The sequence below is a fragment of the Citrobacter sp. RHB20-C16 genome (assembly GCF_013890155.1).
Taxonomy (GTDB): domain Bacteria; phylum Pseudomonadota; class Gammaproteobacteria; order Enterobacterales; family Enterobacteriaceae; genus Citrobacter_A; species Citrobacter_A amalonaticus.
Genome location: NZ_CP057630.1, coordinates 3,607,571 through 3,630,213 on the forward strand (window position 1 = coordinate 3,607,571; position 22,643 = coordinate 3,630,213).

Genomic DNA, 22,643 nt, shown 5'->3' on the forward strand with positions numbered 1-22,643 from the left:
ACTCCTCCCATAACAGGTCAAATTTGCTACTGGAGATTAAATGAGGTCATCCCTCAATTATTCAAGGTTATTGACCTGAATTATGTGAAAAGAAAATTACACGTACCGGATCGTCTTGATTCTTTAGGTTATATCAGCCAAATAAAACTTGCCATACGCCCCGTGGTCTTGTCGCGACGATAAGAGAAGAAAGTCTCATTTTCACTAAAAGTACAGCGGTCGCCGCCATAAATTTGCTCAACGCCGACATTTGCCAGGCGCTGACGGGCAAGCTGATAAATATTCGCCAGATATTTTTCGCCGTGAGGCTCAAAGGCTTCATGCGCATTAGTCTCTTTGGCGATAAACGCCTCGCGCACCTCAGGTCCGACTTCAAACGCCGCAGGACCAATCGCCGGGCCTAACCAGGCAAGAATATTTTCAGGCTTATCAGCAAAGCAGGCCACCGTCTCTTCCAGTACGCCTTCACATAATCCACGCCAGCCCGCATGGGCTGCCGCCACCTCCGTTCCTGCCCGATTACAAAAGAGTACGGGCAGACAGTCTGCCGTCATTACCGCACAAACGGTACCCGGCGTATTACTGTATGACGCATCAGCCCGTTTAGAGGCGTAAGGCTCGCCGGTCAGCTTCAGGACGTCTTTTCCATGCACCTGTTCCAGCCAGACCGGTTTTGAAGGCAGATTGCCCGCAGCAAACAGGCGTCTGCGGTTCTCTTCGACATGCTCCGGGTTATCGCCACAGTGGGCGCCCAGGTTTAAGGCATCATACGGCGGCAAACTCACACCACCGGTACGGGTCGAACTGCAGGCCGCCACACCGTTCGGCAGAGGCCACTGCGGGACAATAAGCTCACTCATAGCCAGGCCACGTCATCCTTATGTTCTTCGAAATCCGCACGCATCGCGTCAATCAGTTCCACCATATCCTGTGGGATCGGCGCATGCCATTCCATTTCGATACCGGAAATCGGGTGATACAGACGCAGCATGGTGGCATGTAGCGCCTGACGGTCGAATTTACGCAATGTCGAGATAAATGTCTCCGACGCGCCTTTCGGCGGACGTGGACGGCCACCGTATACCTGATCGCCCACCAGCGGATGGGTAATATGCGCCATATGCACGCGGATCTGGTGCGTACGTCCGGTCTCCAGACGCAAGCGCAGACGCGTGTGCACACGGAAGTGTTCCATGATGCGATAGTGCGTGACCGCTGGTTTACCCATCGGATGCACCGCCATATGAGTACGCTTCGTCGGGTGACGGCTGATAGGTTCTTCCACCGTGCCGCCAGCCGTCATATGACCGATCGCTACCGCTTCGTATTCACGGGTAATTTCACGCAGTTGCAGCGCTTCCACCAGCCGCGTTTGCGCCGGAACGGTTTTCGCCACTACCATCAGCCCGGTGGTGTCTTTATCCAGGCGATGGACAATACCTGCGCGTGGGACATCAGCAATTGGCGGATAATAATGCAGTAATGCATTCAGAACCGTGCCGTCTGGGTTGCCCGCGCCAGGATGAACAACCAGATCGCGTGGCTTGTTGATAACAATGATGTCATCATCTTCATAAACGATATCCAGTGGGATATCCTGAGGCTCGAAGCGGATTTCTTCATCGATTTCAGCATCGATGGCGACCCGTTCTCCGCCTAACACTTTTTCTTTTGGTTTGTCGCAAAGTTTACCGTTGACCAGCACGCGCCGATCAAGAATCCAATCTTTTATGCGCGATCGCGAATAATCAGGGAACATTTCGGCCAAAGCTTGATCTAAGCGTTGACCGAGTTGATTTTCGGATACCGTTGCGGTGAGTTGTACTCGTTGTGCCATATACAGCTTCTTCGTTTAACGTTGGGTTTTACGGCTTTGCCGTTTAATATAGTGTGCTATTGTAGCTGGTCTTAACCGGGAGCAGGAACAGAGAATCTCCCGTAAAACATTTTGAGGAAAGTCAAAACGTCATGACGCGCATGAAATATCTGGTGGCAGCAGCCACGTTGAGCCTGTTTTTGGCGGGTTGCTCTGGTTCAAAGGAAGAGGTGCCCGATAATCCGCCTAATGAAATCTACGCGACTGCTCAGCAAAAGCTGCAGGACGGTAACTGGAAACAGGCAATAACGCAATTGGAAGCGTTGGATAACCGCTATCCATTTGGTCCTTATTCTCAGCAGGTGCAGTTAGATCTCATCTACGCCTACTACAAAAACGCCGATCTGCCGCTTGCTCAGGCTGCTATCGATCGCTTTATCCGCCTGAATCCAACTCATCCTAACATTGATTATGTCATGTATATGCGTGGCCTGACCAATATGGCGTTAGATGACAGCGCATTACAAGGGTTCTTTGGTGTTGATCGTAGCGACCGTGACCCTCAGCATGCGCGAGCTGCGTTCAATGACTTTTCGAAACTGGTTCGCGGTTATCCGAACAGCCAGTACACCACCGACGCCACCAAACGTCTGGTGTTCCTGAAAGATCGTCTGGCGAAATATGAGTACTCCGTTGCGGATTATTACACTCAGCGCGGTGCATGGGTTGCCGTGGTTAACCGTGTAGAAGGTATGCTGCGCGATTTCCCGGATACGCAGGCAACGCGTGATGCCCTGCCGTTGATGGAAAATGCCTATCGCGAAATGCAGATGACGGCGCAGGCTGACAAAGTGGCGAAGATTATCGCCGCTAACAGCAGCAACACCTGATCGATTTTCAGATGCAAAAACGGCAGCGCTGAGCTGCCGTTTTTTTATCCGTTTCGCGTCGTGGCGCTGATGACTTTTGCGTGACGCAACTCATCAAATATGGCCTGCTTTCTGGCTTTCCTCAAGTTAAAAATCACCTCTTCCTGCGATAACTCACAAAAAGGTACCCTTGACAAAAAGTGACAAAATAATGTGATTTAAATCACACATTTTGACATTAGGAACGGTATGCTGGAATCACCAAGACGGGAAAGACAAGAGGTAAAATTTATGACAATGAACATTACCAGTAAACAAATGGAAATTACTCCGGCAATTCGCCAACATGTCGCAGACCGTCTCGCCAAACTTGAAAAATGGCAAACCCATCTCATTAATCCACATATCATTCTGTCCAAGGAGCCACAGGGTTTCATTGCTGATGCCACCATCAATACACCGAACGGACATCTGGTCGCCAGCGCAAAACACGAAGATATGTATACCGCTATTAACGATTTGATCAACAAGCTGGAACGGCAGCTCAATAAAGTGCAGCACAAAGGCGAAGCCCGTCGTGCAACAACTTCAGTAAAAGACGCCAACTTCGTCGAAGCAGAAGAAGAGTAGTCCCTTACATTGAGTGTATCGCCAACGCGCCTTCGGGCGCGTTTTTTGTTGACAGGGTGAAAACAGTACGGGTACTTTACTGACATCACTTAAGGAAACTGATATGAAACACACTCCGTTCTTCTTCGCATTCTTTTTTACCTTCCCCTGAATGGGAGGCTTTCGTCGTGTGAAAAAGAATGCGAAGACGAACATTAAGGCCTCCCACACCGGGGGGCCTTTTTTATTGATAACAATAAAGGCAACACTATGACATCGGAAAACCCATTACTGGCGCTGCGCGATAAAATCAGCGCGCTGGATGCAAAATTACTGGCGTTACTGGCCGAGCGACGTGGGCTGGCAGTTGAAGTCGGCAAAGCCAAGCTCGAATCCCATCGCCCGGTACGGGATATCGACCGCGAGCGCGATCTCCTGGACAGATTGATTACGCTTGGCAAAGCCCATCATCTGGATGCGCACTACATCACCCGCCTTTTTCAACTCATCATCGAAGACTCCGTTCTCACCCAGCAGGCGCTGCTCCAGCAACATCTGAATAAGATCAACCCGCATTCTGCGCGCGTGGCGTTCCTGGGACCAAAAGGCTCTTACTCACATCTTGCGGCACGTCAGTACGCTGCCCGTCACTTTGAGCAGTTTATTGAGAGCGGTTGTACAAAGTTTGCCGATATCTTTAATCAGGTTGAAACCGGCCAGGCCGATTACGCAGTTGTACCGATTGAAAACACCAGCTCGGGTGGGATTAACGATGTCTACGATCTGCTCCAGCACACCAGTCTCTCCATTGTGGGTGAGATGACGGTGGCTATCGATCACTGCGTGCTGGTTTCCGGTACCACGGACCTCGACACCATTGAGACGGTGTACAGCCACCCGCAGCCGTTCCAGCAGTGCAGCAAGTTCCTCAGTCGTTATCCGCACTGGAAAATTGAGTACACCGAAAGCACATCCGCCGCAATGGAAAAGGTCGCTCAGGCGAACTCTCCGCACGTTGCTGCGCTCGGAAGCGAAGCCGGTGGCGTGCTGCATGGTTTACAGGTTCTTGAACGTATCGAGGCAAATCAGACGCAAAATATCACGCGTTTCATCGTGCTGGCGCGTAAAGCGATCAATGTTTCTGACCAGGTGCCAGCCAAAACAACGCTGCTGATGGCGACAGGACAACAGGCGGGCGCGCTGGTGGAAGCGCTACTGGTGATGCGTAACCACAATCTGATCATGACCAAACTGGAATCCCGCCCCATACACGGCAATCCGTGGGAAGAGATGTTTTATCTCGACATCCAGGCCAATCTGGAATCCCCACAGATGCAGAAGGCGCTCAAGGAGTTGGGCGAGATTACTCGCTCCATGAAGGTGTTGGGTTGCTATCCCAGTGAGAACGTGGTGCCAGTCGATCCGAGCTAACGTGCAACAAGGCCGGAGGGCGTATGCCTGTCCGGCCTGTTGTTTATGTTGCATAGGCTGGATAAGGCACTTTAGCGGCGCTATCCGGCATAATCCTGCCATTACTGTCGACTGTCATTCGCCTGGCGTAACAGCGTACGACTTTCGCTCTGGAAGCGCTTCGCGTAGTCACCGAACCAGTGCTCCACTTTGCGGAAGCTGTCGATAAACGCCTGTTTATCTCCCTGCTCCAGCAAACTGATCGCTTCGCCAAAACGTTTGTAATAGCGCTTAATCAGTGCCAGATTGCTCTCCGACGACATAATGATATCGGCGTAAAGCTGTGGGTCCTGAGCAAACAGCCGTCCCACCATCGCCAGTTCAAGGCGATAAATCGGAGAAGAGAGCGCCAGCAACTGTTCAAGCTGCACGTTTTCTTCTGCCAGATGTAGACCATAAGCAAAGGTCGCAAAGTGACGAAGCGCCTGAATGAACGCCATGTTCTGATCGTGCTCGACGGCGCTAATACGGTGCAGCCGCGCGCCCCAGACCTGAATCTGCTCCAGGAACCACTGATAAGCTTCCGGATGACGTCCATCGCACCAGACCACCACCTGCTTTGCCAGGCTGCCGCTGTCCGGGCCAAACATAGGGTGCAGACCGAGTACCGGCCCGTCGTGCGCCGCCAGCATTGCCTGTAAAGGTCCGTTTTTCACCGACGCCAGATCGACCAGGATACAGTCGGCGGGCAACGGCGGTAATGTTGCGATCACCTGTTCCGTCAGATGGATCGGGACACTCACGATCACCATGCCGGCATCCGCGACGATCTCCTGCGCGCGATCCCAGTCATGCTGTTCGAGGATCCGCACCTGATAACCCGACAGGGTGAGCATTTTCTCGAACAACCGTCCCATCTGACCGCCACCGCCGACAATCACCACCGGGCGCAGCGAAGGACACAGCGTCTTAAACCCTTTATCGTTCTCACTGGAATAGGATTCACGCATCACTCGACGCAGTACGTCTTCAATCAGATCTGGCGGTACGCCGAGCGCTTCCGCTTCGGCTCGGCGCGAAGCCAGCATTGAGGCTTCGCGTTCCGGTACATAAATCGGCAGGCCAAAGCGGCTTTTGACTTCCCCGACCTCTGCCACCAGTTCCAGACGGCGCGCCAGCAAATCCAGCAGCGCCTTGTCTACTTCATCAATTTGATCGCGTAACGCGGTCAATTCAGCAACCATAACGAACCTCTTAAGCCTGGCGCGCCGCCAACTGGCCGTTCAAGTCTTTGTTAATTTCACGCAGTAACGCGTCCGTCATTTCCCAACTGATGCAGGCATCGGTAACGGACACGCCGTACTTCATTTCGCTGCGCGGTTGCTCGGAGGACTGGTTGCCTTCGTGAATATTACTTTCAATCATCAGGCCGATGATTGAGCGGTTGCCATCTTTAATTTGCGCAACCACCGACTCCGCCACGGCAGGCTGACGACGGTAATCTTTATTGGAATTACCATGACTGCAATCTACCATCAGTGACGGCCGCAGTCCCGCCTGCTCCATCTCTTTTTCGCACTGGGCGACATCTGCCGGGCTGTAGTTAGGCGCTTTGCCGCCGCGCAGGATCACATGCCCGTCCGGGTTGCCCTGGGTTTGCAACAGCGCAACCTGACCTGCCTGGTTAATACCGACAAAACGGTGCGATTGCGCCGCCGCGCGCATGGCATTGATCGCCGTCGCCAGGCTGCCGTCGGTGCCGTTTTTGAAGCCCACCGGCATCGACAGACCCGATGCCATTTCACGGTGCGTTTGCGATTCCGTGGTTCGCGCGCCAATCGCAGACCAGCTAAACAGATCGCCCAGGTACTGCGGGCTGTTCGGATCCAGCGCTTCCGTCGCCAGCGGCAGTCCCATGTTGACCAGTTCAAGCAGCAGTTGACGCGCAATTTTCAGACCTGCTTCAACGTCAAAAGAGCCATCCATATGAGGATCGTTAATTAACCCTTTCCAGCCAACGGTAGTACGGGGTTTTTCAAAATAGACGCGCATCACCAGATAGAGGCTATCGCTGACCTCTGCGGCAAGGGCTTTAAATCGACGAGCATATTCCAGGGCCGTTTCAGGATCGTGAATGGAGCACGGACCGCACACCACTAACAGACGCGGATCGCGACCGGCAATGATGTCAGAAATGGTTTTGCGGGACTGGGCGATTTGCGCCTCTTGCGCCAGGCTCAGCGGGAATTCCGCTTTAAGTTGTTCCGGGGTCATCAGAACCTGTTCGTCGGTAATATGTACGTTGTTAAGCGCGTCTTTTTGCATGATGGCGATCCTGTTTTAGCTCGTTTGCGATAGTTTTCCTCAGTGAGGATGACGTAACGATAACACAACGAGTAAAGATATCAATCCAAAATACGTAAACATTACGTTACATAATAGACATTTGTTCGATTTAAAGCCCATCACATCGTACATAATAATTTACACACGGTTATTGTACGGTCCGCTATGCTTTGAAAAACAGGAGAACGAGCAATGACGAGAAGAGTCAGTATCGCAGTCATTTTTCTGCTTAGTGGCTGCCAGATCGATCCTTACACCCACGCGCCAACATGGACCAGTACCAACTGGTATGACGCCGGTATCGAAGATGCAATTTCCGGCGTTGCGGTTAAAGATAATGAAACGCTGGCCGATAGCTTTAACGACCCGGAGGTGGATCGTTCGCAATACCTCAACGGTTATGCAGAAGGTCAGCGTAAAACCTGTCAGCAAAATTTTGTCTATGCCAGAGGCGTAACGGGGAAAACCTTCCCTGCCAGTTGCGATACCGTAGAAAATGCCAGCCAGTTGCGTGAAGCATGGCAACAAGGTGCCGATGAAAATGCTGGCTCAATACGTCTGAATTAATATTTAGTCAGATTTAGCTTAAGGCGTATACGTTAATCTACAAGGTATAATGACGCTCCGCAAAAATAATGCTATTTTGCTTTAAACAAAACATGGATGTATTTTGATGACTGATAAAAGATGCTGGTGAGGAAATCGTTATGTCCGCTTCTCACCGATGCCTGATGCTGCTGGTGCTCTTACTGGCAGGATCGCCAGTTTTTGCAAATGACATCCCTGATGCGGCGAAGAACGTTCGCACCATGGTCTCTGGCATTGTCAGCTATACGCGCTGGCCTGCCCTCTCAGGGCCACCCAGACTGTGTATTTTCTCGTCTTCCCGGTTCGTCAACGTCCTGGGAGACAGCAGTGATACGTCGCTGCCTTATCAACCTGTTATTATTTACACCGAACAAGAAGCATTAACTGCGCGTTGTGATGGTGTTTATTTCGGCAGCGAATCTCCCACTGCTCAGGTTGAATTAGCGAATAAATATCCGTCTAAGGCGTTGTTATTAATTGCAGAACAGAATGCCGAATGCATTATTGGCAGCACCTTTTGTCTGATTATTAACAATAATGATGTCAGATTCGCCGTTAATCTGGATTCCTTGTCACGCAGTGGCGTAAGAGTCAATCCGGATGTATTGATGCTCGCACGGAATAATAAAAATGGATAAGGATCTTTCCCCAACCCCCCGTCCCACATTTAAGCGAGCGTTGCGACGCATTAACATCACCAGCGTGATCGTGACCATGACCTTGATCTGGCTGCTGCTATGTGTGGCCTCGGTGCTGACGTTAAAACAGTATGCACAAAGGAACCTTGAGCTCACGGCGGCGACAATGACCCATAGTCTGGAAGCTGCGCTGGTATTCGCCGATGATGCCGCCGCCGCAGAAACGCTGGCCGCGCTCGGCCAACAGGGGCAATTTTCCGCCGCTGAGGTTCGCGACAATAATCAGAATGTCATTGCCTCCTGGCGCTACAACGCGCTGGAGAACGACGATAAGCTAGGGGATTTTATTAGTCACTGGCTCTTTCCCTTTCCCGTCGCCCAGCCCGTCTGGCACAGTGGTGAAATTATCGGTGAAGTTCGACTTACCGCACGCGACAGCTTAATCAGCCACTTCATCTGGCTTTCTCTGGCGGTACTTACCGGGTCGATTCTGCTGGCCTCCGGTATTGCCATTTTGCTGACGCGTCACCTGCACCGTGGTGTGGTTGAGGCGCTGCAAAATATCACCGAGGTGGTGCACGATGTGCGTACCAACCGTAACTTCTCCCGCCGCGTCTCTGAAGAGCGGATTGAAGAGTTCCACAACTTTGCCCAGGACTTCAACAGCCTGCTGGATGAAATGGAAGAGTGGCAGCTGCGTTTGCAGGCCAAAAATGCACAATTATTGCGAACGGCGCTGCACGATCCGCTGACCGGGCTGGCAAACCGGGCGGCGTTCCGGAGCAGCATCAGCGCCCTGATGAACGACAATTCAGCCCGTAGCAGCTCAGCGCTTCTGTTTCTTGATGGCGATAACTTCAAATTTATAAATGATACCTGGGGACATGCCGCAGGCGATCGCGTGCTGATTGAAGTCGCCAGACGACTGGCTGAATTTGGCGGCAACCGCCATATTCCTTATCGCCTCGGCGGAGATGAGTTTGCCGTCGTGCTTTACGGCGTCCATTCAGACTATGAAGTCCAGCGAATCAGCGCCGCGCTGTCACAAGAGTTTAATCGTCCTTTTGACCTGCATAACGGGCATTTAGTCAGTATGACACTGAGTATGGGTTACGCGCTGACCTGGGAGCACGCTTCCGCCGAGAAATTACAAGAACTGGCCGATCGTAATATGTATCAGGCTAAACATCAGCGCGCTGTGCGCTCGATAAAATAAAAAAGGAATGCACACATGCTTAAGCGTCTTTTATCCCCATTCATTCTTGCCACACTACTGCTGGCAGGCTGTCAGGCTCCACAGGGCAAATTCACCCCTGAGCAGATAGCAGCCATGCAATCGTACGGATTTACTGAATCCGCGGGAGACTGGTCCCTGGGGCTTTCCGACACTATCCTGTTTGATAAGAATGACTACAAACTGCGTGCGGAAAGCCAGCAGCAGATTCAGTCGATGGCCGCTCGTCTGGCTTCAGTCGGTCTGAATCATGCGCGTATGGATGGGCATACCGATAACTATGGCGAGGACAGCTACAATGAGGCGTTATCACTCAAGCGCGCCAATGTCGTGGCGGACGCGTGGTCAGAAGGTGCGAAGATTCCGCGCACCAATCTGACCACTCAGGGATTAGGGAAAAAATACCCCATCGCCAGCAACCAGTCGGCGAAAGGTCGCGCTGAAAACCGCCGTGTCGCCGTGGTCATCAGCACGCCTTAGTCCTCAGTCGGCTGGCTGCACGATTCCCGCGCGTGACGCGTGAACCCAGCGCAGCCAGTCGACCAGCATAAACAGCAGCAGACTCCCCCCCAGCACCGGCATTGCCAGTCCGAGCGTCATCGCCAGTAACCCAACACCTGTACGCCCCCAAACGCTCAACATGAGCCAGCTTTGAACCAGCGTCTGCGCCGGACTGGCTGATGGGCCCGCAGGGCGGCGAATCCACCACAGCCGATAACCAATCACGATCATCAGGCAAAGGCCAACGCCAAAACCGATCAGCAGTAATTGGTTCGGCAATCCCAGCAGAATGCCCATATGAAAATCGACACCCCAGCGCGTCAACTTCGCCATCAGCGGGAAGTCGGCAAATCGGGTATGGTCAGTCACCTGAAGCGTCGTCGGGTCAACGGCAACGGCATCAACCTGCGTAGGCCATCGGCGATCGATTTCCGTTACCGTCCACCCGTGCTGCGCATCCTTCGGCGGACGAATTTCCATCCGAAGCGCATTGAGGCCAGCTGTCTGCGCAGTTTGTAATACGGTATCGAACTGACGGATATTCACCTGAGCCGCAGGCATCTCCCTGCCGCCATGGTGGCCTGCGTGCTCATCATGAAGCGGGCGAGCACCATGAAGTTGAGCGTTAAGCTGTGGCGTCAGCCAGCCAAACGCGGCGCGCATTTTATCCACATTGCCGCCTGCCCACTGCGACCAGGTCAGTCCGGTTGCTGAAAACAGCAGCATTCCGACTAACAACAGCCATCCCAGCGTAACGTGCAAGCGACGGTGGTTTTGTAACGGATTGTTCAACCGGCGCCGGGGTCGCGTTACTGACCAGAGTGTAATACCGCCCAGCGCCGCCACCCACATCCAGGATGCCGCCAGTTCACTGTAGAGACGCCCGACCTCCCCCAACAATAGCGAACGGTGGGCATAATCAATCCACTGCCGCAGCGGCAGGATACCGCTGGTGCCGTACACCGGCATATCGCCTTTCACGGCCAGGGTTACCGGATCGATAAAAATGGCCCGATGTTCAGAAGCCGCCAGCGCAGGGTCGGCAAACATGACGCGCGTTGTATCGCCCGGCTCCAATCCAGGGCGGACGGCGTGCAGGCGCAGGTGCCCACCGGTCACCTGCTGCGCGATCGCAACCTGTGCCGCCAGCAATTGCGTCTCTCCCTGCGTCGTCCCGTTAAGTGCCTGAGCGTAAATGGCCTCTTCCAGTTGCGGCGTCGCCACATACAACGTGCCGGTCAGTGCGGCAACAAAGATAAATGGCCCGACAAACAGGCCGATATAGAAATGAAGGCGTCGCAGCAGGGTTATCCATGCCGCGCGCGGTGTGCAGGTTGTCATACTTTTCCTCAGAAAAAGCAAAAGAGTATCGTGACGCTTATGCGTCAATCTTATTTTCAGTAACAGGAAAGTGAGGACCTGCGCGGCGGCGCGCGCGTATCAGGATACAGCCAGGGGAAGAAATACCAGTGTTTTACCGTCGGACGAGTGGGTTGACATTGCACTCTGAGCAGAACGCCGCAGAGCAGAATCATCATCGCCAGGATAAGCCCTGGAACATGAGCCAGTAATACACAATAGCCACAGGCTTCGCCGTGATCGACAGGTATCGGAATGGAAGGAGAATCACCGTGATGCCCGGTGTGCTTCGCCATCGAACTCATCTCATGATGCATACCCGGCATCGCGCTCATTGGATCTTTTTGCAGTGCAACGGAGATTAGCGGGGCAATGACAATCAGCAGGATCGCAAACAACGCGAGACATGCCGCGTGCCGCTGAAAACCTGACTGACGAAATTTACCGTTATTCACTGTCCCTCCCGCAGAGAATGAGGGGCATTGTAAATGATTTATGAACTGAAAGTTAACGTTGTGAGTATTACGGAGATAAAAAAAGGGCCAGCCAACTGGCCAGCCCTTCTAACAGGATGTCGCCTGAGCGATATCTTAGTTAAGACGCTCTTTGATACGAGCAGCCTTACCAGTACGCTCACGCAGGTAGTACAGTTTAGCTTTACGAACGGCACCACGACGTTTAACAGCAATGCTGTCAACAACCGGAGAGTGAGTCTGGAAGACACGCTCAACGCCTTCGCCGTTGGAAATTTTACGAACAGTGAATGCAGAGTGCAGACCGCGGTTACGAATAGCGATAACCACGCCCTCGAATGCCTGCAGACGTTTTTTGGAACCTTCAACAACCCATACTTTCACTTCCACGGTATCACCCGGACGGAAGGAAGGTACGTCCTGCTTCATCTGCTCTTGTTCAAGTTGCTTAATAATGTTGCTCATAATTTAATCTCTTATCCTGGGTAAACTGATAATCGGGGGCTTACGCCATCCCATCATGTTTATGTTGCTGTTGCGCGTGTTCCGTTTTGAACTCCGCCAGCAACCTTGCTTGCTCTTCAGTCAGAGCCAGGTTTTCCAGAAGTTCAGGTCTTCTAAGCCAGGTGCGACCCAGCGACTGTTTCAAGCGCCAGCGACGTATCTCAGCATGGTTTCCTGACAGTAACACTGCCGGGACGTCCATCTCTTCTAACACTTCAGGTCGGGTATAGTGCGGGCAGTCCAGCAATCCATCCGCAAAGGAATCTTCCGTTGCCGATGCCTCATGACCCAGAACCCCCGGAATAAACCGGGAAACGGAGTCAATCAGTACCATTGCCGGTAACTCGCCACCGCTGAGAACGTAATCGCCGATTGACCATTCTTCGTCAATTTCGGTTTGGATCACGCGCTCATCTATGCCTTCGTAGCGACCACAGACCAGAATCAGCTTTTGATTCGTAGCCAGTTCGCTGACGCCTGCTTGATCAAGCTTGCGTCCCTGAGGTGACAGATAAATCACCTTAGCGCCTTCACCCGCCGCGCTTTTTGCTGCATGAATGGCATCCCGTAAGGGTTGAACCATCATTAACATCCCCGGTCCGCCGCCGTAAGGACGATCGTCCACGGTACGGTGCCGGTCATGCGTGAAGTCACGAGGACTCCAGCTCTGGATGTTCAGCAGGCCATTTTTAACAGCCCGGCCAGTTACCCCGTAATCGGTAATTGCACGAAACATTTCTGGAAACAGGCTAACGATACCTATAAACACAAGCCAATCCCCATCACGCCGTCATTTACCGCTTATCCGGTGGTTTAAAAACCAGGATCCCAATCTACTTCGATAGTCCGCGTAGTGAGATCGACTTTCTTGATAACCTGCCCATCGAGGAACGGCACGAGGCGTTCCTTGATACCAAACGCATCTTTCAGGTTTGCCTTAATGACGATGACGTCATTCGATCCGGTTTCCATCATGTCGACGACTTTACCGAGATCGTAGCCTTCAGTGGTCACTACCTGGCAGCCCATCAGGTCTTTCCAGTAGTAGTCACCCTCTTCCAGTTTTGGCAGTTGCGTAGAATCCACGACAATTTCGCAATTGGTCAACAGATTCGCAGCATCCCGATCTTCAACGCCTTTCAGCTTGATGATCAGATCCTGATTGTGGTGCTTCCAGCTTTCCAGCTGTACTTGCTGCCACTGACCCGCCTTCTGGATAAACCAGGGCTGATAGTCAAAAATGCTTTCGGCGTCTTCAGTGGAAGAAAACACTCTGAGCCAACCACGAATACCGTAAGACGATCCCATTTTCCCTAAGACAATCGGGTCCACGGGTGCTTGCGCAGTGAGTTGCTTGCTCATCATGACCACCGTGACAGATTAAGCTGCTTTGCTTACTTCTTTGATCAGCGTAGCAACGCGATCAGAAATGGTCGCGCCCTGGCCAACCCAGTGAGCGATGCGATCCAGATCCAGGCGAGTGCCTTCTTCTTTTTCGCTAGCGATTGGGTTAAAGAAGCCAACGCGCTCAATGAAGCGACCGTTACGTGCGTTACGGCTGTCAGTAACAACAACCTGGTAGAACGGACGCTTTTTAGCGCCGTGACGAGCTAAACGAATAGTTACCATAACATCCTCTTGTGTGAATAAAACAACCGGGCCCCATCGAGGAACGGAGCCCGGTGTCATATTAAAAGCCCGAAAATTTTACTGATTTCTGGGGAAATTGCAATCAGCATCTTGATGCTGGACAGTAAGCAAGGGATAGAAGGCGTATATCGGTGAAGCCAGTTTCGTTTCGGCGTGTGCGCAAAAAGCGGAGCGTACACGTAGTACGTGAGCATTTCGAGCACACCCCGGAACTAAAATGGCAAACAAGATAGCCTTATACCCTTGTTTTTAGCGACCAGGGAATCCTGGCGGCATCATCCCTTTCATACTGCGCATCATTTTGGCCATTCCGCCCTTCTTCATCTTCTTCATCATGCGCTGCATGTCGTCGAACTGTTTCAGAAGGCGGTTAACGTCCTGCACCTGCATACCGCAGCCTTGTGCGATACGGCGTTTACGGGACCCTTTGATGATTTCCGGCTTCGCGCGCTCTTTCAGGGTCATCGAGTTGATGATCGCCTCCATGCGCACCAGCACTTTGTCATCCATCTGTGACTTCACGTTGTCCGGGATCTGCCCCATGCCCGGCAGCTTGCCCATCAGGCTCGCCATGCCGCCCATGTTTTTCATCTGGCGCAGCTGTTCCAGAAAGTCGGTCAGATCAAAACCGTCGCCCTTTTTCAGTTTCGTCGCCAGCTTCTCAGCCTGCGCGCGGTCAACTTTGCTTTCGATATCTTCGATCAGCGACAGCACGTCGCCCATGCCGAGAATACGTGACGCGATACGATCCGGATGGAACGGCTCCAGCGCCTCGGTTTTCTCGCCAACGCCGAGGAATTTGATCGGCTTGCCGGTGATGTGACGAATAGAGAGCGCAGCACCGCCACGGGCGTCACCATCAACTTTAGTCAGCACCACGCCGGTCAGCGGCAGCGCTTCATTGAACGCCTTCGCGGTATTCGCCGCATCCTGACCGGTCATCGCATCGACCACAAACAGGGTTTCTACTGGATTGATAGAAGCATGAACCTGCTTGATTTCGTCCATCATCGCTTCATCAACGTGCAGACGACCGGCGGTATCCACCAGCAGCACGTCGTAGAATTTGAGTTTGGCTTCTTTCAGCGCCGCGTTAACGATATCGACCGGCTTCTGGCCGACATCCGACGGGAAGAAATCAACGCCAACCTGCTCGGCCAGCGTTTCCAGCTGTTTGATCGCCGCAGGGCGATATACGTCAGCGGAGACGACCAGCACTTTCTTCTTGTGCTTTTCGCGCAGGAACTTACCCAGCTTACCGACGCTGGTGGTTTTACCCGCACCCTGCAAGCCCGCCATCAGCACCACGGCTGGCGGCTGCGCAGCCAGATTCAGGCTCTGGTTCTCTTCGCCCATCGCCGCCACGAGTTCGTTACGGACAATCTTGACGAACTCCTGCCCTGGCGTCAGGCTCTTGTTAACTTCATGCCCAACCGCTTTCTCTTTTACGCGATTGATAAACTCTCGCACTACCGGCAGCGCAACGTCAGCCTCCAGCAGCGCCATGCGCACTTCGCGCAGCGTCTCTTTAACGTTGTCTTCAGTAAGGCGTCCGCGGCCACTGATATTGCGCAGCGTGCGCGACAAACGATCGGTTAAATTATCAAACATTGTCTCTCGCCTGGGGTGGAAACGGTTGGTCGCTCAAGCGACACATGAACAGAATTTTGTCGCAGTATAACATGAAGCCGTCTTTGTTGTTATGCAACGGTTGGAGCCGCGGTCACGTAACGCTATACTGCTTCTCTTTCTCACTGGCCAACTGTCGACACCACTATGCCCGTTTTTGCTTTGCTCGCCCTTGTCGCCTATTCCGTCAGCCTCGCGCTGATCGTCCCCGCTCTGCTGCAAAAAAACAGCGGCTGGCGGCGTATGGCCATTCTTTCTGCGGTTGTCGCGCTGGTGTGTCACGCCATTGCGCTTGAAGCCCGCATTCTGCCAGGTGGTGATAGCGGACAAAACCTGAGCCTGCTGAACGTCGGTTCGCTGGTCAGCCTGATGATCTGTACGGTGATGACGATTGTCGCCTCGCGCAACCGTGGCTGGCTGCTGTTGCCGGTGGTGTATGCCTTCGCGCTGATCAATCTGGCCTTCGCGACCTTTATGCCGAACGAGTTCATCACCCACCTTGAAGCCACGCCGGGAATGATGGTCCACATCGGGTTGTCGCTGTTCTCTTATGCGACACTCATTATCGCCGCACTGTACGCGCTGCAACTGGCGTGGATCGACTATCAGCTTAAAAACAAAAAGCTGGCGTTCAATAATGAAATGCCGCCGCTGATGAGCATCGAACGCAAGATGTTCCACATCACGCAGATTGGCGTGGTTCTGCTGACGCTCACCCTGTGTACCGGCCTGTTTTACATGCACAATCTGTTCAGCATGGAAAATATCGACAAAGCGGTGCTCTCGATCATCGCATGGTTTGTCTATATTGTTCTGTTGTGGGGACATTATCATGAAGGCTGGCGCGGTCGTCGTGTTGTGTGGTTTAACGTCGCAGGCGCCGGGATCCTGACGCTGGCTTATTTTGGTAGCCGGATATTGCAGCAGTTTGTCAGCTAAGCCTTAAAGGAGGCGCCCCCTGGAACACATCTCCACCACCACGCTGATCGTCACATTGATCGTCATGGTGGTTATCTCCGCTTATTTTTCCGGTTCCGAAACCGGAATGATGACCCTGAATCGCTATCGCTTACGCCACCTTGCCAAACAAGGGAACCGTCCGGCAAAGCGTGTTGAAAAGCTGCTGCGTAAGCCCGATCGCCTGATAAGCCTGGTACTAATTGGTAATAACCTGGTCAATATTCTTGCTTCGGCCATCGGCACCATTGTCGGTATGCGTTTGTATGGCGATGCGGGCGTTGCCATCGCCACCGGCGTGCTGACCTTCGTCGTGCTGGTGTTTGCCGAAGTTCTGCCAAAAACCATTGCGGCGCTGTACCCGGAAAAGGTGGCCTATCCCAGCAGCTTCCTGTTGGCGCCGTTACAGATTCTGATGATGCCGTTGGTCTGGTTGCTCAACACCATCACCCGATTACTGATGCGCATGATGGGCATTAAAACCGATATCGTCATCAGCGGTTCGTTGAGTAAAGATGAGTTACGAACCCTCGTGAATGAATCCCGCTCGCAAATTTCCCGGCGCAACCAGGACATGCTGCTGTCAGTGCTCGATCTGGAAAAGGTCAGCGTGGATGACATCATGGTGCCGCGCAGTGAAATTATGGGAATTGATATCAATGACGACTGGAAGTCCATCGTGCGTCAGCTATCGCACTCGCCGCACGGGCGTATTGTGTTGTACCGTGACTCGCTGGATGACGCTATCAGCATGCTGCGCGTTCGCGAAGCCTGGCGGTTAATGTCGGAAAAGAAAGAGTTCACCAAAGAGACCATGCTGCGCGCCGCCGATGAGATTTACTTCGTCCCGGAGGGCACGCCACTCAGCACACAGCTCATCAAATTTCAGCGTAATAAAAAGAAAGTCGGCCTGGTGGTCAATGAATATGGCGATATTCAGGGGCTGGTCACGGTGGAAGATATTCTTGAAGAGATTGTCGGCGACTTTACCACCTCGATGTCACCTACGCTGGCTGAGGAAGTGACGCCGCAAAATGACGGTTCGGTGATTATCGATGGCAGCGCCAACGTGCGGGAAATTAACAAAGCGTTTAACTGGCATCTGCCGGAAGACGACGCGCGTACGGTAAATGGCGTGATTCTGGAAGCACTGGAAGAGATCCCGATTGCGGGCACTCGCGTGCGCATCGGTCAATATGATATCGATATTCTCGACGTCCAGGAGAATATGATTAAACAGGTCAAAGTGTTGCCCGTGAAACCGCTGCGGGAGAGTGTCGCGGAGTAATGAAAACGGCCCGCCGGTTTTCCAGTGGGCCGTAGGCCGGATAAACATCAGCGCCATCCGGCAATATAAATAGCCGAAAGATTAACCTTTCGCTTTCGCAACGGTCACCATCGCCGCGCGGATCGTACGACCGTTTAGCGTATAGCCTTTCTGCATAATACCCAGCACGTTGCCCGGCGCGATGTCTTCAGACTCGACCATCGCAATCGCCTGATGCACGTTCGGATCCAGCGCAACGTTCGTCTCAGCAATCACTTCAACGCCAAACTTGCGCACCACATCCAGCATCGATTTCAGGGTCAGTTCGATCCCTTCCACCATAGGCTTCATATCCGGATTGGCTTTATCCGCCACTTCCAGCGCGCGATCCAGGCTATCAATCACCGGGAGCAGTTCATTGACGAATTTCTCCAGCGCGAACTTGTGCGCCTTCTCAACGTCCAGTTCGGTACGGCGACGCAGGTTTTCCATTTCCGCTTTTATGCGCAGCACCGCATCACGTTCACGGGTCTGAGCTTCAGTAAGCTGCGCTTCCAGATTCGCAATTTTTTCATCGCGCGGATCCACCTGCTCAGCAGAAGCGTCTGATTCAACCGCCTCAACTTCTTCGTGCTGATCCATGATAATTTCTTCCGGGGCTTGCCCCTCAGGCGTTTTCTGTTCTTTACTACTCATGAATTTCTCCGCGTTTTTTTCGCATTCATCTCGCTAACTTCGCTTATTATGGGGATCAGATTCAGGGTTTCAAGGGAAGCACTCACATTGTCATCAATCTTCGTCACAAGGACCTCGAAAAAATGAATAATCATTTCAAGTGTATCGGCATTGTGGGACACCCTCGTCACCCCACGGCACTCACGACACATGAAATGCTCTACCGCTGGTTATGCACGAAAGGGTATGAGGTCATTGTTGAGCAACAAATCGCTCACGAGTTGCAGTTGAAGAATGTGAAAATTGGCACCCTGGCGGAGATTGGCCAGCAGGCAGACCTCGCGGTGGTTGTCGGCGGTGATGGCAATATGCTGGGTGCGGCGCGAACGCTGGCGCGATACGATATCAAAGTGATCGGTATCAACCGTGGCAATCTCGGCTTTCTGACTGACCTTGACCCCGATAACGCGCAGCAACAGCTCGCCGACGTGCTGGAAGGTCATTACGTCGCGGAAAAACGCTTTCTGCTGGAAGCACAGGTGTGTCAGAAGGACTGCCAGAAGCGTATCAGTACCGCCATTAACGAAGTGGTGCTGCATCCCGGCAAAGTCGCGCATATGATTGAGTTTGAAGTCTATATTGACGAAAGCTTTGCCTTCTCTCAGCGTTCCGATGGCCTGATCATCTCAACGCCTACCGGTTCCACCGCCTATTCCCTCTCCGCCGGCGGGCCGATTCTGACCCCGTCGCTTGATGCCATCACGCTGGTGCCGATGTTCCCGCACACCCTTTCTGCGCGTCCGCTGGTCATCAACAGCAGCAGCACTATTCGGTTGCGCTTCTCGCACCGCCGTAACGATCTCGAAATCAGTTGTGACAGCCAGATCGCGTTGCCGATCCAGGAAGGTGAAGATGTACTGATCCGCCGCTGTGACTATCACCTGAATCTCATCCACCCTAAAGATTATAGTTATTTCAATACATTAAGTACCAAATTAGGCTGGTCAAAAAAATTATTCTAATTTAACACCAACCTCTTTACTGTATAAAAAACCAGTTTATACTGTATGTAATTACAGTTATGGTTTTTCATACAGGAAAACGATTATGTTGGCACAACTGACCATCAGCAATTTTGCTATCGTTCGTGAACTTGAGATCGATTTTCAGAGCGGAATGACCGTCATCACCGGTGAAACCGGGGCGGGTAAATCTATTGCAATTGATGCGCTCGGCTTGTGCCTTGGTGGCCGTGCTGAAGCCGACATGGTCCGGGCCGGCGCCAGCCGTGCTGACCTGTGCGCCCGTTTTTCGCTGAAGGATACCCCTGCCGCCCTGCGCTGGCTGGAAGAAAACCAGCTTGAAGAAGGACGTGAGTGTTTACTTCGCCGCGTGATCAGCAGCGACGGGCGCTCCCGTGGTTTTATCAACGGGACTGCGGTTCCCCTCTCTCAGCTTCGCGAACTGGGACAACTGCTCATTCAAATTCACGGCCAGCACGCGCATCAGTTGCTGACCAAAGCTGAACACCAAAAATCCTTGCTTGATGGCTACGCGAATGAATCCGTGCGGGTGCAGGATATGGCTGCGCGTTACCAACTCTGGCACCAGAGCTGCCGTGATTTAGCACATCACCAGCAGCTGAGTCAGGAACGTGCCGCTCGTGCGGAACTGCTGCAGTATCAGCTTAAAGAACTGAATGAATTTAACCCGCAGCCGGGTGAATTTGAACAGATTGATGAAGAGTACAAGCGCCTGGCCAACAGCGGCCAGCTTCTCTCCACCAGCCAGAATGCGCTGTCGCTGATGGCAGACGGTGAAGACGTTAACCTACAAAGTCAGCTCTATACCGCAAAGCAACTGGTTAGTGAACTGGTCGGTATGGACGGTAAGCTCTCAGGCATTCTTGATATGCTGGAAGAGGCAACGATTCAACTCACGGAAGCCAGTGACGAGCTGCGCCACTATTGCGATCGCCTGGATTTAGACCCTAATCGCCTGTTCGAACTGGAACAGCGTATCTCGAAGCAAATTTCGCTGGCCCGTAAACACCACGTCAGTCCGGAAGCGCTGCCACAGTATTACCAGTCGTTACTGGAGGAACAGCAGCAGCTCGACGATCAGGCCGACTCGCTGGAAACGTTGACTCTGGCCGTGAACAAACACCGCCAGCAGGCGCTGGAAGCAGCGAAAGCGCTGCATGAGCAACGTCAGCACTATGCCCAGGAACTGAGTACCCTCATTACCGAGAGTATGCACTCACTCTCTATGCCACACGGTCGTTTCACTATCGACGTGGCGTTTGATGAGCACCATCTGAGCCAGGACGGCGCAGACCGCGTCGAGTTTAAAGTGACAACTAACCCAGGCCAGCCGATGCAGCCGATTGCCAAAGTGGCCTCCGGTGGGGAACTGTCGCGTATTGCTCTCGCCATTCAGGTGATTACCGCACGTAAGATGGAAACCCCAGCGCTGATTTTCGATGAAGTCGATGTCGGCATCAGTGGTCCAACAGCCGCAGTGGTCGGGAAATTGCTGCGTCAGCTCGGTGAGTCAACACAAGTGATGTGCGTCACGCACCTTCCACAAGTGGCGGGATGCGGTCATCAGCACTTTTTTGTCAGTAAAGAGACCGACGGCGAAATGACCGAAACGCACATGCAACCACTGGATAAACGCGCACGGTTGCAGGAGCTGGCGCGCCTGCTGGGCGGCAGCGAAGTAACGCGCAACACCCTAGCAAATGCGAAAGAACTGCTGGCAGCGTAAACTTTTTTGCACCTTAACGGTCAGAGTAGACAACAAAAACGCCGTCGGACCCGTAAGCAAAAGGTTTTAAAGTGGTGAAAGGTCTATTATCATCGGCATATTACATATGAGCCACGTACTGCTCGGGCCCGAAAAGGAATCAAATCACTATGCGCTGTAAAACGCTGACTGCTGCCGCAGCAGTATTATTGATGTTGACCGCAGGCTGTTCCACTCTGGAGCGAGTGGTTTACCGCCCTGATATCAACCAGGGGAACTATCTGACCGCGAACGATGTAGCCAAAATTCGTGTGGGCATGACGCAACAACAGGTTGCCTATGCGCTGGGTACGCCGATGATGTCCGATCCGTTTGGCACCAACACCTGGTTCTATGTGTTCCGTCAACAGCCGGGCCATGAAGGTGTTACGCAGCAAACGCTGACGTTAACCTTCAACAGCAGCGGTGTATTGACCAATATCGATAACAAGCCTTCGTTGACCAACAACCCGTAAGCTTGTCTTCAGATAACAAAAAAGGTGCTCTCAGAGCACCTTTTTTGTTATCTGCTATTTTTTTGCCGATTTCTCTGCCCGCTGTCTGCGCAACTCTTTCGGATCGGCAATCAGTGGTCGGTAAATTTCTACCCGATCGCCATCCTGTAATACATCCGCCAGCTTGACCGGACGGCTGTAAATACCGACTTTGTTTTTCATCAGGTCGATATCGGTTCGCAGTTCCAGCAGCCCCGACGCGCGGATAGCCTCTTCGACCGTTGCCCCCGGCTGCAACGTCACCGGTTGCAGGTACTGTTTCTCAGGCAGCGCATAGGCCACCTCAACGACAATCTTAGGCGACACGGTAGACCTCTTTGGCTCGAACCGTAAAAGCCTGCACCATATTGGATGCCAGCTCTTTGAAGATACGGCCAAACGCCAGCTCGATCAGCTTATTGGTAAACTCGAAATCGAGATGAAACTCAATGCGGCAGGCATCCGTACTCAGCGGCGTAAATTTCCAGCCACCAATCAATTTTTTGAACGGACCGTCGACCAGATGCATCAAGATACTCTGGTTACTGGTTAACTGATTTCGCGTGGTGAACGTCTTGCTGATCCCCGCCTTAGAGACATCCACTGCGGCCGTCATCTGTCCTGGCGTAGACTCGAGAACACGGCTGCCGGTACAACCCGGTAAAAACTGGGGATAGGACTGAACATCATTCACTAACTGATACATCTGTTCCGCACTGTAAGGGACTAACGCGGTTCGACTAATCTGCGGCATAGCTCTTTCCATCAACAAAAATCGAACAAATAATACCATTTATCACAAGGTAAAAAAAACGCTATCCCACAACAGGGTACAAC

The 22,643-nt window shown here is 52.7% G+C and carries 27 protein-coding genes and 1 other annotated feature; of the genes, 13 read left to right on the plus strand and 14 right to left on the minus strand.

Annotation, left to right across the window (positions count from 1 at the left end; translation table 11 throughout):
• Positions 1-128: 128 nt before the first annotated feature.
• Positions 129-860, minus strand: a complete 732-nt coding sequence (gene yfiH / locus HVX64_RS17270; RefSeq protein ID WP_042999701.1) for a purine nucleoside phosphorylase YfiH — start codon at positions 858-860, stop codon at positions 129-131.
• Entirely contained in the window at positions 857-1,837 is a 981-nt protein-coding gene (gene rluD / locus HVX64_RS17275; RefSeq protein WP_044255232.1) for a 23S rRNA pseudouridine(1911/1915/1917) synthase RluD, read from the minus strand. Before rluD ends, yfiH begins: the two co-directional genes overlap by 4 nt.
• A gap of 131 nt (positions 1,838-1,968) precedes the next feature.
• Here rluD and bamD point away from each other — a divergent pair, with 131 nt between their 5' ends.
• The 4 genes from bamD (at position 1,969) to pheA (ending at position 4,725) form a co-directional block, all read left to right on the plus strand.
• The gene (gene bamD / locus HVX64_RS17280; RefSeq protein ID WP_044255229.1) at positions 1,969-2,706 is read left to right on the plus strand and encodes an outer membrane protein assembly factor BamD; all 738 of its coding nucleotides are present in this window, start codon (positions 1,969-1,971) and stop codon (positions 2,704-2,706) included.
• A gap of 270 nt (positions 2,707-2,976) precedes the next feature.
• Positions 2,977-3,315, plus strand: coding sequence for a ribosome-associated translation inhibitor RaiA (raiA, locus tag HVX64_RS17285; protein WP_003031244.1), 339 nt, complete (start codon positions 2,977-2,979; stop codon positions 3,313-3,315).
• A gap of 102 nt (positions 3,316-3,417) precedes the next feature.
• Positions 3,418-3,542: a sequence feature (Phe leader region), on the plus strand.
• Positions 3,419-3,466 (plus strand): pheA operon leader peptide PheL, encoded by a 48-nt coding sequence (gene pheL / locus HVX64_RS17290; RefSeq protein ID WP_001386991.1) that lies wholly within the window; start codon positions 3,419-3,421, stop codon positions 3,464-3,466. Its footprint overlaps the feature before it by 48 nt.
• A gap of 22 nt (positions 3,543-3,564) precedes the next feature.
• Entirely contained in the window at positions 3,565-4,725 is a 1,161-nt protein-coding gene (pheA, locus tag HVX64_RS17295; protein WP_044255225.1) for a bifunctional chorismate mutase/prephenate dehydratase, read from the plus strand.
• Between the two features lie 101 nt (positions 4,726-4,826).
• Here pheA and tyrA read toward each other — a convergent pair whose 3' ends face one another.
• Together tyrA and aroF are read right to left on the minus strand one after the other, a co-directional pair.
• Entirely contained in the window at positions 4,827-5,948 is a 1,122-nt protein-coding gene (tyrA, locus tag HVX64_RS17300) for a bifunctional chorismate mutase/prephenate dehydrogenase (RefSeq protein ID WP_044255220.1), read from the minus strand.
• 10 nt (positions 5,949-5,958) lie between these two features.
• Entirely contained in the window at positions 5,959-7,029 is a 1,071-nt protein-coding gene (aroF, locus tag HVX64_RS17305) for a 3-deoxy-7-phosphoheptulonate synthase AroF (protein ID WP_042325901.1), read from the minus strand.
• Positions 7,030-7,242: 213 nt separating this feature from the next.
• Here aroF and HVX64_RS17310 point away from each other — a divergent pair, with 213 nt between their 5' ends.
• The 4 genes from HVX64_RS17310 (at position 7,243) to HVX64_RS17325 (ending at position 9,990) form a co-directional block, all read left to right on the plus strand.
• Positions 7,243-7,617 carry a DUF2799 domain-containing protein gene (locus HVX64_RS17310; RefSeq protein WP_042999695.1) on the plus strand — a complete coding sequence of 125 codons (375 nt, stop codon included), beginning with the start codon at positions 7,243-7,245 and terminating at the stop codon, positions 7,615-7,617.
• A gap of 140 nt (positions 7,618-7,757) precedes the next feature.
• On the plus strand, positions 7,758-8,276 hold the full coding sequence (locus HVX64_RS17315; protein WP_044255216.1) for a YfiR family protein: 519 nt from the start codon (positions 7,758-7,760) through the stop codon (positions 8,274-8,276).
• Positions 8,269-9,492 (plus strand): diguanylate cyclase DgcN, encoded by a 1,224-nt coding sequence (gene dgcN / locus HVX64_RS17320; RefSeq protein WP_044255213.1) that lies wholly within the window; start codon positions 8,269-8,271, stop codon positions 9,490-9,492. Before HVX64_RS17315 ends, dgcN begins: the two co-directional genes overlap by 8 nt.
• 15 nt (positions 9,493-9,507) lie before the next feature.
• The gene (locus tag HVX64_RS17325) at positions 9,508-9,990 is read left to right on the plus strand and encodes an OmpA family protein (protein ID WP_042999692.1); all 483 of its coding nucleotides are present in this window, start codon (positions 9,508-9,510) and stop codon (positions 9,988-9,990) included.
• A 3-nt stretch (positions 9,991-9,993) separates the two neighbouring features.
• Here the strand turns inward: HVX64_RS17325 and HVX64_RS17330 are convergent, their stop codons facing one another.
• From HVX64_RS17330 to ffh, 7 genes are all read right to left on the minus strand, one after another.
• Positions 9,994-11,352 carry a PepSY-associated TM helix domain-containing protein gene (locus HVX64_RS17330; protein WP_044255209.1) on the minus strand — a complete coding sequence of 453 codons (1,359 nt, stop codon included), beginning with the start codon at positions 11,350-11,352 and terminating at the stop codon, positions 9,994-9,996.
• Positions 11,353-11,408: 56 nt separating this feature from the next.
• Positions 11,409-11,825, minus strand: a complete 417-nt coding sequence (locus tag HVX64_RS17335) for a DUF2946 domain-containing protein (protein WP_042999690.1) — start codon at positions 11,823-11,825, stop codon at positions 11,409-11,411.
• A 135-nt stretch (positions 11,826-11,960) separates the two neighbouring features.
• Positions 11,961-12,308 (minus strand): 50S ribosomal protein L19, encoded by a 348-nt coding sequence (rplS, locus tag HVX64_RS17340; RefSeq protein ID WP_012134695.1) that lies wholly within the window; start codon positions 12,306-12,308, stop codon positions 11,961-11,963.
• A gap of 40 nt (positions 12,309-12,348) precedes the next feature.
• On the minus strand, positions 12,349-13,116 hold the full coding sequence (trmD, locus tag HVX64_RS17345; RefSeq protein WP_042999689.1) for a tRNA (guanosine(37)-N1)-methyltransferase TrmD: 768 nt from the start codon (positions 13,114-13,116) through the stop codon (positions 12,349-12,351).
• Positions 13,117-13,160: 44 nt separating this feature from the next.
• Positions 13,161-13,709, minus strand: a complete 549-nt coding sequence (rimM, locus tag HVX64_RS17350; RefSeq protein WP_042325915.1) for a ribosome maturation factor RimM — start codon at positions 13,707-13,709, stop codon at positions 13,161-13,163.
• Positions 13,710-13,727: 18 nt separating this feature from the next.
• A complete protein-coding gene (gene rpsP / locus HVX64_RS17355; RefSeq protein ID WP_042325918.1) occupies positions 13,728-13,976 on the minus strand; it encodes a 30S ribosomal protein S16 in 249 nt (82 codons plus the stop codon).
• A gap of 270 nt (positions 13,977-14,246) precedes the next feature.
• The gene (gene ffh / locus HVX64_RS17360; RefSeq protein WP_042325920.1) at positions 14,247-15,608 is read right to left on the minus strand and encodes a signal recognition particle protein; all 1,362 of its coding nucleotides are present in this window, start codon (positions 15,606-15,608) and stop codon (positions 14,247-14,249) included.
• Between the two features lie 165 nt (positions 15,609-15,773).
• Between ffh and HVX64_RS17365 the strand changes: the two genes are divergently transcribed.
• Positions 15,774-16,565: an inner membrane protein YpjD gene (locus tag HVX64_RS17365; protein WP_042999687.1), complete on the plus strand. Its 792-nt coding sequence runs from the start codon at positions 15,774-15,776 to the stop codon at positions 16,563-16,565.
• A 19-nt stretch (positions 16,566-16,584) separates the two neighbouring features.
• The gene (locus HVX64_RS17370; protein WP_042999686.1) at positions 16,585-17,871 is read left to right on the plus strand and encodes an HlyC/CorC family transporter; all 1,287 of its coding nucleotides are present in this window, start codon (positions 16,585-16,587) and stop codon (positions 17,869-17,871) included.
• Between the two features lie 81 nt (positions 17,872-17,952).
• On the opposite strand, the gene grpE is transcribed toward HVX64_RS17370, so the two are convergent.
• Positions 17,953-18,546: a nucleotide exchange factor GrpE gene (gene grpE / locus HVX64_RS17375; RefSeq protein WP_042999685.1), complete on the minus strand. Its 594-nt coding sequence runs from the start codon at positions 18,544-18,546 to the stop codon at positions 17,953-17,955.
• Between the two features lie 122 nt (positions 18,547-18,668).
• Between grpE and nadK the strand changes: the two genes are divergently transcribed.
• The 3 genes from nadK (at position 18,669) to bamE (ending at position 21,788) form a co-directional block, all read left to right on the plus strand.
• Positions 18,669-19,547, plus strand: coding sequence for an NAD(+) kinase (gene nadK, locus HVX64_RS17380; protein WP_042325929.1), 879 nt, complete (start codon positions 18,669-18,671; stop codon positions 19,545-19,547).
• Between the two features lie 85 nt (positions 19,548-19,632).
• Positions 19,633-21,294 (plus strand): DNA repair protein RecN, encoded by a 1,662-nt coding sequence (gene recN / locus HVX64_RS17385; RefSeq protein WP_042999683.1) that lies wholly within the window; start codon positions 19,633-19,635, stop codon positions 21,292-21,294.
• A gap of 149 nt (positions 21,295-21,443) precedes the next feature.
• Positions 21,444-21,788 carry an outer membrane protein assembly factor BamE gene (gene bamE / locus HVX64_RS17390; protein ID WP_044255202.1) on the plus strand — a complete coding sequence of 115 codons (345 nt, stop codon included), beginning with the start codon at positions 21,444-21,446 and terminating at the stop codon, positions 21,786-21,788.
• 54 nt (positions 21,789-21,842) lie between these two features.
• Here the strand turns inward: bamE and HVX64_RS17395 are convergent, their stop codons facing one another.
• Both HVX64_RS17395 and HVX64_RS17400 read right to left on the minus strand, forming a co-directional pair.
• Positions 21,843-22,133 carry an RnfH family protein gene (locus HVX64_RS17395; RefSeq protein WP_044255198.1) on the minus strand — a complete coding sequence of 97 codons (291 nt, stop codon included), beginning with the start codon at positions 22,131-22,133 and terminating at the stop codon, positions 21,843-21,845.
• Positions 22,123-22,599 (minus strand): type II toxin-antitoxin system RatA family toxin, encoded by a 477-nt coding sequence (locus tag HVX64_RS17400; RefSeq protein WP_042999680.1) that lies wholly within the window; start codon positions 22,597-22,599, stop codon positions 22,123-22,125. Before HVX64_RS17400 ends, HVX64_RS17395 begins: the two co-directional genes overlap by 11 nt.
• Positions 22,600-22,643: the final 44 nt, after the last annotated feature.